This window comes from Haloarchaeobius baliensis, assembly GCF_052060055.1.
GTDB lineage: Archaea > Halobacteriota > Halobacteria > Halobacteriales > Natrialbaceae > Haloarchaeobius > Haloarchaeobius baliensis.
On the sequence record NZ_JBPPFR010000001.1, the window covers coordinates 916418 to 929409 of the forward strand.

Annotated in this window: 13 protein-coding genes; 9 read left to right on the top strand and 4 right to left on the bottom strand. The window is 67.5% G+C overall.

From position 1 onward, the window contains the following. The first annotated feature begins 73 nt into the window (after positions 1-73). Both ACSG06_RS04705 and ACSG06_RS04710 read left to right on the top strand, forming a co-directional pair. Positions 74-1654 (top strand): CARDB domain-containing protein, encoded by a 1581-nt coding sequence (locus tag ACSG06_RS04705; protein ID WP_440989111.1) that lies wholly within the window; start codon positions 74-76, stop codon positions 1652-1654. A gap of 105 nt (positions 1655-1759) precedes the next feature. Continuing rightward, positions 1760-1993, top strand: a complete 234-nt coding sequence (locus ACSG06_RS04710; protein WP_440989112.1) for a DUF8028 family protein — start codon at positions 1760-1762, stop codon at positions 1991-1993. A gap of 1 nt (position 1994) precedes the next feature. On the opposite strand, the gene ACSG06_RS04715 is transcribed toward ACSG06_RS04710, so the two are convergent. After that, positions 1995-2912, bottom strand: coding sequence for a DMT family transporter (locus tag ACSG06_RS04715; protein WP_440989113.1), 918 nt, complete (start codon positions 2910-2912; stop codon positions 1995-1997). Between the two features lie 122 nt (positions 2913-3034). On the opposite strand from ACSG06_RS04715, the gene ACSG06_RS04720 reads away from it, so the two are divergent. After that, positions 3035-3670: a ribonuclease H family protein gene (locus tag ACSG06_RS04720; RefSeq protein ID WP_440989114.1), complete on the top strand. Its 636-nt coding sequence runs from the start codon at positions 3035-3037 to the stop codon at positions 3668-3670. Here the strand turns inward: ACSG06_RS04720 and ACSG06_RS04725 are convergent. Beyond that, entirely contained in the window at positions 3667-4128 is a 462-nt protein-coding gene (locus ACSG06_RS04725) for a hypothetical protein (RefSeq protein ID WP_440989115.1), read from the bottom strand. The two genes, ACSG06_RS04720 and ACSG06_RS04725, sit on opposite strands and share 4 nt — an antisense overlap. Before the next feature lie 496 nt (positions 4129-4624). Here ACSG06_RS04725 and ACSG06_RS04730 point away from each other — a divergent pair, with 496 nt between their 5' ends. Further along, positions 4625-5158: a hypothetical protein gene (locus tag ACSG06_RS04730; RefSeq protein ID WP_440989116.1), complete on the top strand. Its 534-nt coding sequence runs from the start codon at positions 4625-4627 to the stop codon at positions 5156-5158. A gap of 20 nt (positions 5159-5178) precedes the next feature. On the opposite strand, the gene ACSG06_RS04735 is transcribed toward ACSG06_RS04730, so the two are convergent. Further along, the gene (locus tag ACSG06_RS04735; protein ID WP_440989117.1) at positions 5179-6420 is read right to left on the bottom strand and encodes an ATP-binding protein; all 1242 of its coding nucleotides are present in this window, start codon (positions 6418-6420) and stop codon (positions 5179-5181) included. Positions 6421-6497: 77 nt separating this feature from the next. Here ACSG06_RS04735 and ACSG06_RS04740 point away from each other — a divergent pair, with 77 nt between their 5' ends. Next, the gene (locus ACSG06_RS04740) at positions 6498-6947 is read left to right on the top strand and encodes a hypothetical protein (protein ID WP_440989118.1); all 450 of its coding nucleotides are present in this window, start codon (positions 6498-6500) and stop codon (positions 6945-6947) included. Positions 6948-7145: 198 nt separating this feature from the next. Further along, positions 7146-8237 (top strand): hypothetical protein, encoded by a 1092-nt coding sequence (locus ACSG06_RS04745; RefSeq protein ID WP_440989119.1) that lies wholly within the window; start codon positions 7146-7148, stop codon positions 8235-8237. A 204-nt stretch (positions 8238-8441) separates the two neighbouring features. Here ACSG06_RS04745 and ACSG06_RS04750 read toward each other — a convergent pair whose 3' ends face one another. Then, positions 8442-10706 (bottom strand): NADP-dependent malic enzyme, encoded by a 2265-nt coding sequence (locus ACSG06_RS04750; protein WP_440989120.1) that lies wholly within the window; start codon positions 10704-10706, stop codon positions 8442-8444. 539 nt (positions 10707-11245) lie between these two features. On the opposite strand from ACSG06_RS04750, the gene ACSG06_RS04755 reads away from it, so the two are divergent. From ACSG06_RS04755 to ACSG06_RS04765, 3 genes are all read left to right on the top strand, one after another. Continuing rightward, positions 11246-11755 (top strand): COX15/CtaA family protein, encoded by a 510-nt coding sequence (locus ACSG06_RS04755; RefSeq protein ID WP_440989121.1) that lies wholly within the window; start codon positions 11246-11248, stop codon positions 11753-11755. 37 nt (positions 11756-11792) lie between these two features. Then, positions 11793-12011, top strand: coding sequence for a hypothetical protein (locus tag ACSG06_RS04760; protein WP_440989122.1), 219 nt, complete (start codon positions 11793-11795; stop codon positions 12009-12011). 153 nt (positions 12012-12164) lie between these two features. After that, positions 12165-12947, top strand: a complete 783-nt coding sequence (locus ACSG06_RS04765; protein WP_440989123.1) for a transporter substrate-binding domain-containing protein — start codon at positions 12165-12167, stop codon at positions 12945-12947. Positions 12948-12992 lie beyond the last annotated feature (45 nt).

Consider the following 12992-nt stretch of genomic DNA (forward strand, 5'->3'; position numbering starts at 1 on the left):
CGAACCCGAGCGGGAAACGATGGAATCGGCAGACGCGCTTAAGTTCCTCCCCCGTCCATCTCCAGAGAAGCAGATGCCGTCGGAAGCACCCCGTCCAGTTCCCGGGTCGTCACCCCTCAGGGCGGACGAGCGCTATCGCCCCCACCGTGACCCACAGGTCATCATCCTCGTGCTCATCGTGCTGGGGACGTTCGCCGTCATGCTCGGCGGTCTCGGCACCGGGCCACCCTTCGGCGACGACAACAGCTCCGACGGGCCGGTGTTCCCGTTCTACGACTACGACGGCGACCAGCAGCCGGAGCCCGAAGCGGTGACGCTGTCGGCCGACTCGACCGTCCTCGACCCCGGTGACACGGTCGAGTTCAGCGTCGTGGCGGGTGACCGACCGGTGGCGAACGCGACGCTGCAGGTCGCTGGACAGTCGGTGGAGACCGACGCGAACGGCACCGCGACCGTCCGGCTGGAGACCCCGGGCGACTACACCGCCCGGGTGGTCGAACCCGAGGACGCCAACAACACGGTCGCCCGGCTCCCCCTCCGGGTCCGCCGGTTCAGCGTCCCCCTCTCGGCGTCGGTATCGGCGCGCAGTGTCGTCACAGAGGAGGTGCTCCGGGTGACGGTGACGCGCGGGGACATCGACGAGCCGGTGACGGGCCGTGTCGTCGTGGTCGACGGCCGGACAGTCCGGACGAACGGGTCGGGCGTGGCGACGCTCGCGTTCGACACCGCCGGCGGCTACGAGCTCCGTGTCGAGAAGGAGCGGACGGAGATGGAGCGGTTCCAGTCGGTTCGCATCCCCGTCTCGGTTGAGCGACGCCCCGTCGGGCTGGACGTGACGCTCTCGCCGAACCCGACGCGCGTCGACGAGGCGACGACGGCGACGGTCACCAGGGCGGATACGGGCGAGCCCGTCAACGCCTCGGTGACCGTCGCCAACGGGAGCGTCTGGACCGGGGCAGACGGCACCACGCGGGTCGAGCTGAACGCGAGCGGGGCGTACGACGTGACCGCCAGCGCACCGCAGACGGACGCGGTACGGTTCACCGACGGGACGGCGAGCCTGCGTGTCCGACCACGGCTGGTCGGGCTCGACCTCGCGGTGAACAGAACGACGGTCCCGTCGGGCGAGCGCGTGACGTTCGCCATCACCCGGGCGACGACCGGAGAGCCGGTCGCCGGCTCCGTCGAACTGTTCGGGACGCGCTACGTCACGGACGAGGACGGCGAGTTACGCATCCGGTTCCAGGTGCCGGGCGACGTGACGGCGGTCGCGCGGGCTCCGGAGACGCCCCGGGAGCGGTTCCTGCCGGACGGGACGAACCTCACCGTCGTCGGGGCGGACTACACTGTCACCGAACTCGACGCGCCGGCGACCGCCGAGCGCAACGGGACGGTGGCGGTCGCCGCGACGGTGACCAACGAGGGCAACGCTCGCGAGTCAGATACCGTCACGTATCGCATCGGTGACACGGTGTTCGCCACGGAGACCGTCGACCTCGCCCCGGGCGAGTCCACCCGGGTCGAGTTCACGGTCGAGCAGCCGGGACTGCCGCCCGGCGAGTACGTCCAGACCGTCGCAGTGGGCCGTACTACCATGGAAACGGCCATCGAGCTGACCGGGAACGAGTCCCGGATCCGGCTGGCACTGGCGTGAGTGAGACGGGGTCGGACGGCGGATAATTACCGGGGCCATTCACACCTGAACGAAAAACAGTTTCTACTGGTTATAAGTTCCTGCGTCCGGTAGCATCGGTCGACGATGTCGGGCCAGTCCCTCCTCGGCCGCATCCCCGAGCGCCCCATCGATACCGTCTCGCGGTCGGTCCCCCGATCCGTGCGGATGGTCGCCTTCTGGAGTGCCATCTCCCTCCCCGTCGTGAACCTCGGCCTCCTGGTCTCGAGCCTCAACAGCACGCCGAAGACGGTCGCGTTCGTCCTGCTGCTCGTCTGGAACGCGCTCGCGCTCATCGTCGGGAAGCAGTACGACCCCTGACCTAGCTCGTGTTCAGCAGCGCGACCTCCCGCGCGACGGCCCGTCGTTTCACGACGACGAAGCCGGCGAAGATGACCAGGAAGCCGGCGACGGTGTAGGGCGTGATGGCCTCGTCGAGCACCAGCCAGCCCGACACCGCCGCGAACACCGGCGCGACGTACGAGACCATGTTGATCTCGACGGGGCCGAGCCGGTCGAGCAGGTCGAAGTAGACGAGGAAGCCGAGTGCGCTGGCGACGACGGCGAGGTACGCGAGCGCGAGGATGGCGGTGTGGTTCCACTCGACCATCGCGAGCGACTCGGAGGGCATCGCGAGGCTGACGACGTGCATCAGTCCGGCACCGAGCAGCATCGACCAGGCCTCCATCGTCTCGATGGGCAGGTCGCCGTCGACCCGCCGGGTGAGCACGCTCCCGAGCGCGAACGCTGCCGCTGCGGCGAACACGAGCGACTTCGAGACGACCGCGTCGGTCAACAGTCGCTCGGGGTCGGGGTTCATCAGCACGACCACGCCGACGAGCGCGAGGAGCATCCCGAGCCAGGTCGCGGCGGTCACGGGCTCCTCGGGCAACAGCAGTCGGGCGAACGCGGTCGTCAGCACCGGGGAGAGCGCGACGAGCACGGCAGCCGCCGCACTGCTGACGGGACCGGTCTCCCCGACGAACAGCAGCGCGTGGTAGGCCGCGATCATGAACACGCCGCCGATGGCCACCTCGGTCCAGCCGGCTCTCGTCGTCGGGTACCAGTCGTCGACGGCGACGACGGCGTAGCCGAGCATCAGCACGCCCGCGATGTCGTAGCGGAGCGCGGCGAACAGCACCGGCGGGATGAACTCGACGCCGGCCTTGATGGCCATGAACGCGCTTCCCCAGACTGCCGCGAGGAAGAGGAACAGCGCGACGTTGCGGTACCGGGACACGTCCCCTGTGAGTGTATCGACGGTAACAGGACTTTCCCATCCGGGGAAATCGGCCTCAATCTGTGCGTGGTACTGACTGTCACAGCCGTTCGATTTATATAATCCAACACGCTACTGCAACCATGGCCGCTCACGGCCGACCCGCCCTGCGGGACCTGTTCGACGAGTCGCCGACGCCGCACATCGCTCACCCGCCCGAAACGCACCATCGAGACTTCTACGTCGCCACAGACGGTTCCTACAGAGACGACCGTCCCGGCGGGCTGGGTGCCGTCATTGAGACGCGTGACGGAACGCGAGTCGCACGCGTCGCGTCGTCCGACTCGCCGCCAGACAACAACGTCGCGGAGTACCGGGCGCTCCACCTCGGGCTGGACGTGCTGGCCGCACGCGCACCGCCGACAGCCCGTGTGGGTATCCTCGTCGACCACGACGACCTCGCCGCGAACGTCAACAACGCGTTGCTCGCGGCACGGCACCCGGACTGGGAGCCGACGAGGCGGTTCGACGTGCCCGACGCCAGCCTGAACCACTGGCGTGGCATCAGGGCCCGTCTCTCCGGCTTCGGCGAGGCCCGCGCCGCGCGCATCCACTCCGACCAGAACCCGGCACATCCGCTGGCCAACGATCCGTCGCGCTATGCACACGTGAACCAGGAACCCGACCGCTGTGTACTCCCCGAGCCGGTGGAGCCGTCCCGGACGACGGGCCCGCAGTACCCGCCGCCGTCCCGGGCGGACCGCAACGCCTCGGACTAGAGCAGGCGTCGCTCGACCAGTCTGACCGTGTGCCGGTCGGCGATCTCGAGGACGACCCGCTCGCCCGCGTAGATCGGACGCTCGACCAGCAACGAGCCGTCGACGCTCAGGTCGAACAGGTAGTCAGTATCCTCCGCGAGCCGGCCCGACAGGTAGGCCCGCTCGCCGTAGTCGAGGTCGCGAGTCCGCTCGTGGACCGTCCGCAGGTCGTCGTACAGCTGCAGCTGGAACCCCGCTTCGATGGTCCCAGAGGCGGTCGAGAGGATCTCGAGCTCGGCGGCCGGTGTCGGCGTCGAGGCCGCGTCGTCGGAGGCGGCGTCGGTCGCCGGTGCGTCGTCCACGGTGAGGGACGTGTCCGGATCGTCGCCGTCGGTGCTCGACGAGTCCCGCAGGGTGACGCCAGCACAGCCGGCGGCGGCGACAGACCCGGCGACGGCGAGGAACTGACGACGCTCCATACAGGAGAGTGCGGTCGGACCCCCAAAAGTCCGAAGGTAAGACAAACGGTCGTTTGAGATACCACTCCACAACTGTCAGATAAATTTGTAGATGGGTCGCTTCCCGGTCCCGCCAGTATTCCCTCGAAACCGCCGCAGGCAGATTCTGATTCATCGTCGCCGCCGGCGCACTAAATGTCAGACACTGATATGTTCATTCGACCAGATAACATTGAAGTCCCTCCGGGGCAATGGGTGCTAAGGCAGAGGCTACACACCACGCGGGGAGACGGGAGGATTAGGACACTACCGTCTTCTCCCTCCGACGGCATAAGCCTTACCCACACAGAGGCATCGCTGTGTCGTCGGCAGGTGGCCACGCGGCAGCCAGCGTCAGGGCCGCAGAGCCACGACACCATGTCAAACGACCACCCGAAACCGACAGACGGACGGCGGAATCCCGGAGCGACGTGTAGACGACCGACCACCCACCTGCGGGACCGGACGGTGAGGGACGATGCCTAGCTCCAACGTGCAGGAGTCCCAGCAGCGTACCAGCCGGGCCGACGTGGACGCTGTGGACGTGACGGAGCTGGCGGAGCACATCGAGGAGGTCGACGAGGACGGCGCCTCGTTCACGTACCGCGAGTGGCTGCTGCTCGCACCGGCGGCGCTCGCGCTCTCGTACCTGCCGCTGGTGCTCGCGTTCGGACAGGAGCTCCTCTACTCGACCCGCGGTGGCGAACCCCACCTGCTCGGCTTCGCTCTCATGGCCGCACTCGTGGGCGTGGCGGCCACGGCGACGGGACACCTCTTCGACGACGCGAAGCACGTGGCAGAGACGACCGACTGGTCGCCGAACCCGACCCACTACACCGTAGCCGGGACCGCTGTCGTCACCGTCGCGCTGGTCGGCAGGGTCCTGTTCCTCGACGGGACCATCGCACGTCCGGCGGAGTTCGTCGGTGGCGTCGTCATCGTCTCGGTGCTGCTCTCCTCGGTCGTCGCCGGCCCCATCTACGTGTTCCGTCGGCGCCGCCGACTGGAGTAGGGGTCACCTGTCGGCCGGGCCTACAGGACCGTCGCCAGCCCGAGGGGGAGCAGGAACAGGACGACGAAGGCGAGCGCGACCACCGCACGGGCGAGCAGTCTGCCGTGGCGACGGACCCCGTACCAGTCCACGAGCCAGTCCTCGACGCGGTCGACCGCCCAGACGACGCTCGACACGAAGAAGCGGACGACGTGGACGACGAGGTCGCCCACCTCGGCGAGCGCGCCGGCGGGCGACGTCTCCGCGAGATCGCCACCGTTGCCCGCCGGGCGCCGGGCGCGACGGCCGCGATCTCCGGGTTTGCTCTCGCCACCACCACCACTACCCCCGGTCTCGTCTGCGACCGGCAGGTCGGTCCGGTCCGCGCCCGCGGCGTCGTCTTCGCCGGGCACCGTCCCGCCGGTGCCGGCCGCATCCTCACGGCGGGCGCGTGCCACCACGTCGCCGCCGATGGCCGGGAGCGTCGACCGGCTCTCCGAGAGGTCCGGTGTCGCCCCCGAGTCGGTGGTGTGCTTCCGACGGAACTGCACCCGCCGAAGCGAGGGCTCCCAGTCGGCCATCACGAGTGCCTCGCCGTCGGCGAGCGACTGGACGTCCTCGGCCGCCTCCGACCCGGCGACGCGGTCGACGACCGACGTGTCGTTGTCCCAGGTGAGTCGGTGCCAGACGAGCCAGTCGCACTGCGTGATGAAGTCCTTCGACACCGAGGCCGGCCGCTGGGAGAGCCCGCAGATACCCAGGCCGCGCTTCCGTCCACGCTTGGCGATGCGGATCAGCGTCTCCGAGAGGTCGTCCGACCCGCCGCGCTCGGGGAGGAACTCGTGGACCTCCTCGACGAGCACCAGGTACGGGTGTCTGGCCGTCTTCTCGGCGTCGAACAGCGCGTCGAGCACCGCCTCCAGGAGCTCGTCCGCCTCCGCACCGAGCTCCGAGACGTCGAACAGGATGGGGACGTTCTCCTCGACCGCCAGCCCCGCGAGCGAGGCGGGTTCGACCTCGCGCGGGTCGAGGTCGCAGTGGTCTCCGGAGCCGACGGTCAGCATCTCGTAGCGCTCGGCCAGCCCGTAGTACTCCGCGTCCGTGTCGACGACGAGCAGCCCCCGACCGCGCTGGAGCAGCTCCTCCGCGACGACGCTCGCCGTGTTCGACTTGCCCGACCCCGACTTCCCGGTGACGAACCCCCGTCCGGTGAGCACGTCCGCCGTGGGAAAGCGGACGCTCTCGTCCTCGGCCACGGCGAGCCCGTCGTCCTCGTCGCTCATTCGGCGGTTGGTACAGGCCGGACCACCATAGGTTTCCCCCCGGAATCCTTTTCGACCCCGACTGTGTCGGCTCGACCATGCGGACGCCGAACTGGCTGGACGACCCCGTGCATCGAGCCGCCGTCTCCGTCGCGGCGTCGACCGTCGTGCTCACGCTCGCGATGGTCGGCATCCTCGCGTTCACCAACGGCGGCAACGCCGGCGTGAGCGGGCGGCTCCCCGCGTACGTCTTCGCCGCGGCGCTTTCGTTCGTCGTCACGCTGTTCGTCCTCGACGACCCCGCGGCCGACGGTGTCCAGATCATCGTCGCCGTCGCCGGCATCTCCCTCGGCGTGTTCGCGCTCGTCTCACTCGCCGGCGAGGGCGTCGTCTACGCTGTCGAACATCCCGGCGACGTGTTCGTGCCCCAGCTCCTCCTGTACATCGCCGCCGCCGGCCTCGTCTGTACGGGCGTCGGCGTCTGGGGGCTGCGGCACTGGCGGGAGTTCACGGCCCACGAGACGGAGGATGACGACCGGGCAGGGTAACGCCGGGTGCTCACCGTAGCTGGGCCGAAGGGTGACGGCGGGGGCTCGTGACGTGAGTGAGCCTGCAAACAGTATCCGAGTGAGGCCCGCGCCGCTCGGTAGTGGGGTGACTGTCGCGGCGTTTCGGGACGGGGCCACCAAGTACTTGTTCTATCGTTTTGACAATATGCCATGGATAGACGATGGTTTCTCGCAAGTATGAGCGGCCTCGCAGTCGGACTTGCGGGATGTACGGGAGATACCAACGGATCACCAGCGGGGGAGAGCGAAGGCCCGACAGACGTCCAATCCACCGTACAGCGAAACGATAGAACCGACAACGCGACTGAAACAGGGACGGAATCGGACGAGGGGACGGCACTCCCTGCGACCGAGACGCTGCTGGATCGTCACTACGAGTCGGTCTCCGAAATGGCGTTCGCCTCCGAGGAACGGTTCGAACCGAGTGCCGCCGAATCACCAACCGTCGAAAACAGCATCCGTAGCGACGGTGAGGGAACGCTACTCGAAGGAACCGACGCTGCTCGAAACGTCAACACCGACGGGAAGCAGACGGTCTGGTTCTCGGGCAACGCCCGGATCAACCTTCAGACGTACGCCTCGAACCCGGACGGGTTCACTCCGCCGTACATGATGCGGCGTTGGGTCGGTAACTTCATCAGCCTCGGAGCGTTCGAAGCTGTCGACACCGACGACGGCACGGCCGTGTTCGAAGCGACCAGCGCCAACCAGGCGGTCGCGGAGGAAGCCGAAGCCGACTTCCGGTCGGTCGACATCCAGGTTACGGTCGCCGAAGCCGGGTACATCCGCTCGATAGACGCTGAAGTACTCGTAGCAGAAAGCCCCGAAGCCGACGAAGTGGACACCATCGGATACAGCTACGAGATCGGGAATACGGGCGATGTAACCGTATCGCCCCCGGCGTTCGCCGATACCCTGACCCGCATCAATGGCTCGATTACGGCGGACAACTCCGCCATCATTCTGGAACACACTGGTGGCCCGAGCGTACCCGCAGGCGAGGGAGTGTATGTGGAGGACGCCGACGGGACCGCACAGGCTAGTGAAACGACGTTCCCCGAGCAGTTCGAATCGGGTGACACGGCCTACGTCTACTGGAGCGGGACACCCGAGGACGACTACGACGAGGCAACTATCACTATCGGTGATGAGCCGGGGTCCGTCGCACGAAACTTTGCTTTCCCGGACGACGCTAACAGCCGCGACGTCACTCTTCGAGGACGGTCTGACCGGAATTTCTTCAGGGTGTATATCGATCAACAGGTGTGACGGTACGGTGCGCTCGGAACGCAGCGGTGGAGACGGCTCGTCCTACTCGGCGTCTGCCGCAGCAGCACCAGCATCGTCGTAGGATCACCGTTAGTCTCGACCGGCTCCACCTCGCTCACGGGTCAGACGTTCTCCGTTCGCATCGGGGTGACCCCGTCACCTCGCACCGCTCGAAAAAGTGGACCAGGATGCGACGGCGACGGCCTACTCGTTCTGCTGTGCGTCCACCACGGCGACACCCGCAAGGTTCACGATGTCCTTGACCTCGTCACCGCGCTGGAGCACGTGCACCGGCTTGTCCATGCCGACGAGCATCGGGCCGATGGCCTCCGCGCCGCCGAGACGCTGGAGGAGCTTGTAGCCGATGTTGCCGGCCTCGAGGTTCGGGAACACCAGCACGTTCGCGGGCTCCTCGAGGTCCGTGAACTCGTAGGTCCCCTCCAGTATCTCCTCGACGACGGCGGTGTCGGCCTGCATCTCGCCGTCGACGGGGTAGTCGACGTCGCCGTCGTTCCGGAGCATGTCGGCGGCCCGGCGGGGCTTGCGCGTGCCGGGGTTGTCGACGCTCCCGAAGTTGGAGTACGAGAGCATGGCGACGCGCGGGTCGACGTTGAAGCTGCGGGCGAGCTCTGCGGTGTGGTCGGCGACCTCCGCGAGGACCTTCGCGTCGGGGTCCTGGTTGACCGTCGTGTCGGCACAGAAGATGACGCGGTTCTTGAACGTCAGCATGTAGACGCCGGCGGCGTAGTCGGCGTCCTCGGCGGTGCCGATGACCTGCAGCGGCGGACGCAGCGCCGACGGGTAGTGGTGGGTGAGCCCCGTCAGGAGCGCGTCGGCGTCGCCGCACTCCACCATCACGCTGCCGTAGTAGTTGGTGTCGCGGCGGATGAGGTCCTCGGCCTCGCTCTTGGTCAGACCCTTGCGCTTGCGGACCTGGTAGAGCCGCTCGGCGTAGTCTCCGTGGCGCTCGTCGTCGGCGCGTGGGTTCGCGATGGTCGGTTCGAAGTCCAGCCCGAGGCGCTCGGTCGTCTTCGTGATGCGCTCGTCGTTGCCGATGAGGATGGGCTGGGCGATGCCCTGCTCCTCGAGCTGGTACGCCGCGCGGATCATCTTCTCGTCGGCGCCCTCGGCCAGCGCGATGCGCTTGGGGTCGGACTTCGCCTTGTTGAGCACGACGCGCATCATCTCCCGGGACTTGCCCAGACGGGCCTCGAGGCGCTCCTCGTACGCCACGAGGTCGAGCTCCTGCCGGGCGCAGCCGGAGTCCATCGCGGCCTTCGCGACGGCGGGTGCGACCTCGAACAGCACGCGCGGGTCGAGCGGCTTCGGGATGATGTAGTCCGGACCGAACTGCAGCGGCTGGTCGCCGTAGGCCTTCACGACCGCGTCGGGCACGTCCTGCTTCGACAGCTCGGCGAGCGCGCGCGCCGCGGCGACCTTCATCTCCTCGTTGATCTCCGTCGCGCGGACGTCGAGCGCGCCGCGGAAGATGAACGGGAAGCCGAGCACGTTGTTCACCTGGTTCGGGTAGTCCGAGCGCCCGGTCGCCATGATGACGGTGTCGTCGCGGGCGGCCTTGGCCGCCTCGTAGCCGATCTCTGGGTCCGGGTTCGCCATCGCGAACACGATGGGGTTGTCCGCCATCGACCGGACCATCTCCTGGTCGACGAGCCCGCCGATGGAGAGCCCGACGAACACGTCCGACCCGTCCATCGCGTCGGCGAGGCCGCCCTCGTCGATGTCGCGGGCGAACTCCTGCTTGTACTTGTTCACGTCGCCCGCCTCGGCGCGGGCTGTCGTGATGATGCCCGAGGAGTCACACATCGTGATGTTCTCCTTCTTCGCACCGAGGGAGACGTAGAACCGGGCCGTCGCGAGCGCCGAGGCACCCGCGCCGGAGAAGACGATGTCGAGGTCAGCGAGGTCCTTCCCCGCTATCTCGGCGGCGTTCAGCAGCGCGGCCCCGGAGATGATGGCGGTGCCGTGCTGGTCGTCGTGGAAGACGGGGATGTCCATCTCCTCCCTGAGCGTCTCCTCGATGGTGAAGCACTCGGGCGCGGAGATGTCCTCCAGGTTGATGCCGCCGAAGGTGGGCTCCATCGCGCTGACGGCCTCGATGATCTTCTCGGGGTCGTCCTGGTCGAGCTCGACGTCGAACACGTCGATGTCGGCGAAGCGCTTGAACAGCACGCCCTTGCCCTCCATGACGGGTTTCGAGGCCTGTGCGCCGATGTCACCGAGGCCGAGGACGGCCGAGCCGTTGGAGACGACGCCGACGAGATTCCCCTTCGCGGTGTACTTGTACGCGTCGTCGGGGTTGTCGGCGATGCGCCGGCACGGCTCCGCGACGCCCGGCGAGTACGCGAGCGAGAGGTCGCGCTGTGTGTTCGTCGGCTTCGTCGTCGATATCTCCAGCTTCCCGGGCGGTTCCGCCTCGTGATAGTCGAGTGAATCCTCGTCGAGTCCCATACGAATGCCACCACATGGTACGACTAAAAGCTAATCGAACCAACTGTTCGACAGTCGTCGAAGATTGGCGGAGTGGGAGGGAGTTCGAGAACGAGTGCAGCGTGGATTTCGGGTCGACTGCGACGATGACCACCCAGCCGGGTGGCGCGCGACTGGCGAGCGTGCCGAGCGCTAGCGAGGTCGCGAGCCATCCGCGCGAGGGATGAGCGAAGGAGCCTGCGACTGAGCGAATCGGCTGGGGAGGTTCGAGGGCGGTTGCGGTGCTGTGCGGGGGTGGGACTGAAAGGGGCCGTCGTCTCGGCGAACCCGGACCCGACAAGCGACGCGAGAGCGGAGCTCTCGCTAGTCTGAGCGCGTCGCGCTCAGGCACCGCAGGAACGAGGAGCGCAGTCGTGGTCCCGGGAGTCGAGACGACGGGGGCTTTCGAGGTGTCGACAGCAGCCCATCAGACTGTGCTCGAATCGCCCATACACTCTCTCCATTCTCACACCCTCGGAAGGACCGTGCGCTTGATATGGCCGTACTCCCGAGAACGGAGTATGAACTGGCTCGACCGCCGGAACGTCGCCATCCTCGGCGCGGTGACGACGGGGCTGACGTTCCTGCTCATCCTGCTCGGCGTGTACACAGCCGCGACGGGGACGGGACTCACCTGTCGGGGACAGTGGCCGCTCTGTGGCGGGCCGCTGTTCGGTCTGCTGCCGCCGAACGTGGCGTCGTACCCCGAATGGATCCACCGGTTCGTCGCCTCGATAACCGGCTTCTTCATCCTCGGGACGGCCTACGGCGCATGGAAGGCGTTCGACAGCCGGCGTATCCACGCCGCCGTCGCCATCTCCATCGCCGTCCTGCCGGTGCAGGTCCTGCTCGGCCGCCAGACCGTCGTGACCTACACCGCGGGCGTCCAGACGCTCCACCACGGCGCGGCGATGATCATCTTCGCCGGGCTCGTCGGCGCGACCGCGTGGATGTTCGACCGCAGTGGCGAGAGCGGCACGACGACGACGGCGGACCGCGAGGGCACGACGCGGGCCGTCGACGCGGACTGACCCCACAGTTTTCACGCTCGGTGGCGAAGCCGCGGGTATGCTCCCCGCTGGAACCAGTTCGATCTTCGACTGGGGCGACGACTACTTCGTGAAGGAGTACCGGAACGCGACGGTCTACGGCGACCGCGAGGCCGCTGACGTCCTCCACGAGGGCGAGGTTCGCGTGCTCGCCAACGGCTGGGTCGAACTGCCGACCGGGCGGCTCATCTCGCCCGACGCGGTCCACCACGTCGACCCTGCCCCCGAGGACGACTGAGCGTCGCCGGGGAGTCGTCCGAGCGTCGCGACCGTCACCGATGCCGCGTCGCAGGGAACGTTCGCAAAACCGACAGACAGGGCCGAGGCCAACCCGGCAAGAATCTCCGGAAGCTGCGAACCGTTTTATATCGGGGTATCATACTCCACCGATATGGATAGACGCAGCTATCTCAAGGCGAGTGGTGCAGCAGTGACGACTATCTCTCTGGCGGGTTGTATCGACTCGTTCACCGGTGGTGGCGGTGGCGGGGAGAACACGATTATCCCGGGGACAGCGTCGGGCTTCCCACCGTTCGAGATGAAGGAGGGCGACGAGGTCGTCGGCTTCGACATCGACCTGCTCGAGGCCGTGGTCGACGAGACGGACTACCAGCTCGCGGCCTGGGAGGACCTGAACTCGTTCGACTCGCTCATCCCGTCGCTGCAGAACGGCAACATCGACGTCATCGCGGCGGCGATGACCATCACCGCGGACCGTGACGAGAACATCGACTTCAGCGACCCCTACTACAGCGCGAACCAGTCCATCCTCGTCCGCGAGGGCGGCGACTTCCAGCCGTCGCAGCTCTCGGACCTGCAGGGCCGGCAGGTCGGCTCGCAGTCCGGGACGACAGGCGAGGGCGTCGTCCAGGGCATGATCGAGGACGGCGACTTCCAGGAGTCGAACTACAACGCCTACGACACGTACGTGCTGGCGGTCACCGACCTCGAGAACGGCAACATCGACGCGGTCGTCCTCGACGAGCCGGTCGCGGCGTCGTTCGCGTCCGAGCGCAGCGTCAGCGTCGCCTTCGTCTACGAGACCGGCGAGGAGTACGGCTTCGGCATCCGGAGCGGCGAGAGCGAGCTCCAGACCGCGCTCAACGACGGACTCGCGACGGTACGCGAGGACGGCACCTACCAGGACCTGACGGCGGAGTGGTTCGGCGAGTAATCCCCGATGGTGCTGGACCCCACCCCGGCAGCCGTCCCGCTCCAG

Coding starts and splice junctions, on each gene's coding strand:
- ACSG06_RS04705 (WP_440989111.1), top strand. CDS start 74: ATGCCGTCGGAAGCACCCCGTCCAGTTCCCGGGTCGTCACCCCTCAGG.
- ACSG06_RS04710 (WP_440989112.1), top strand. CDS start 1,760: ATGTCGGGCCAGTCCCTCCTCGGCCGCATCCCCGAGCGCCCCATCGAT.
- ACSG06_RS04720 (WP_440989114.1), top strand. CDS start 3,035: ATGGCCGCTCACGGCCGACCCGCCCTGCGGGACCTGTTCGACGAGTCG.
- ACSG06_RS04725 (WP_440989115.1), bottom strand. CDS start 4,128: ATGGAGCGTCGTCAGTTCCTCGCCGTCGCCGGGTCTGTCGCCGCCGCC.
- ACSG06_RS04730 (WP_440989116.1), top strand. CDS start 4,625: ATGCCTAGCTCCAACGTGCAGGAGTCCCAGCAGCGTACCAGCCGGGCC.
- ACSG06_RS04735 (WP_440989117.1), bottom strand. CDS start 6,420: ATGAGCGACGAGGACGACGGGCTCGCCGTGGCCGAGGACGAGAGCGTC.
- ACSG06_RS04740 (WP_440989118.1), top strand. CDS start 6,498: ATGCGGACGCCGAACTGGCTGGACGACCCCGTGCATCGAGCCGCCGTC.
- ACSG06_RS04745 (WP_440989119.1), top strand. CDS start 7,146: ATGAGCGGCCTCGCAGTCGGACTTGCGGGATGTACGGGAGATACCAAC.
- ACSG06_RS04750 (WP_440989120.1), bottom strand. CDS start 10,706: ATGGGACTCGACGAGGATTCACTCGACTATCACGAGGCGGAACCGCCC.
- ACSG06_RS04755 (WP_440989121.1), top strand. CDS start 11,246: ATGAACTGGCTCGACCGCCGGAACGTCGCCATCCTCGGCGCGGTGACG.
- ACSG06_RS04760 (WP_440989122.1), top strand. CDS start 11,793: ATGCTCCCCGCTGGAACCAGTTCGATCTTCGACTGGGGCGACGACTAC.
- ACSG06_RS04765 (WP_440989123.1), top strand. CDS start 12,165: ATGGATAGACGCAGCTATCTCAAGGCGAGTGGTGCAGCAGTGACGACT.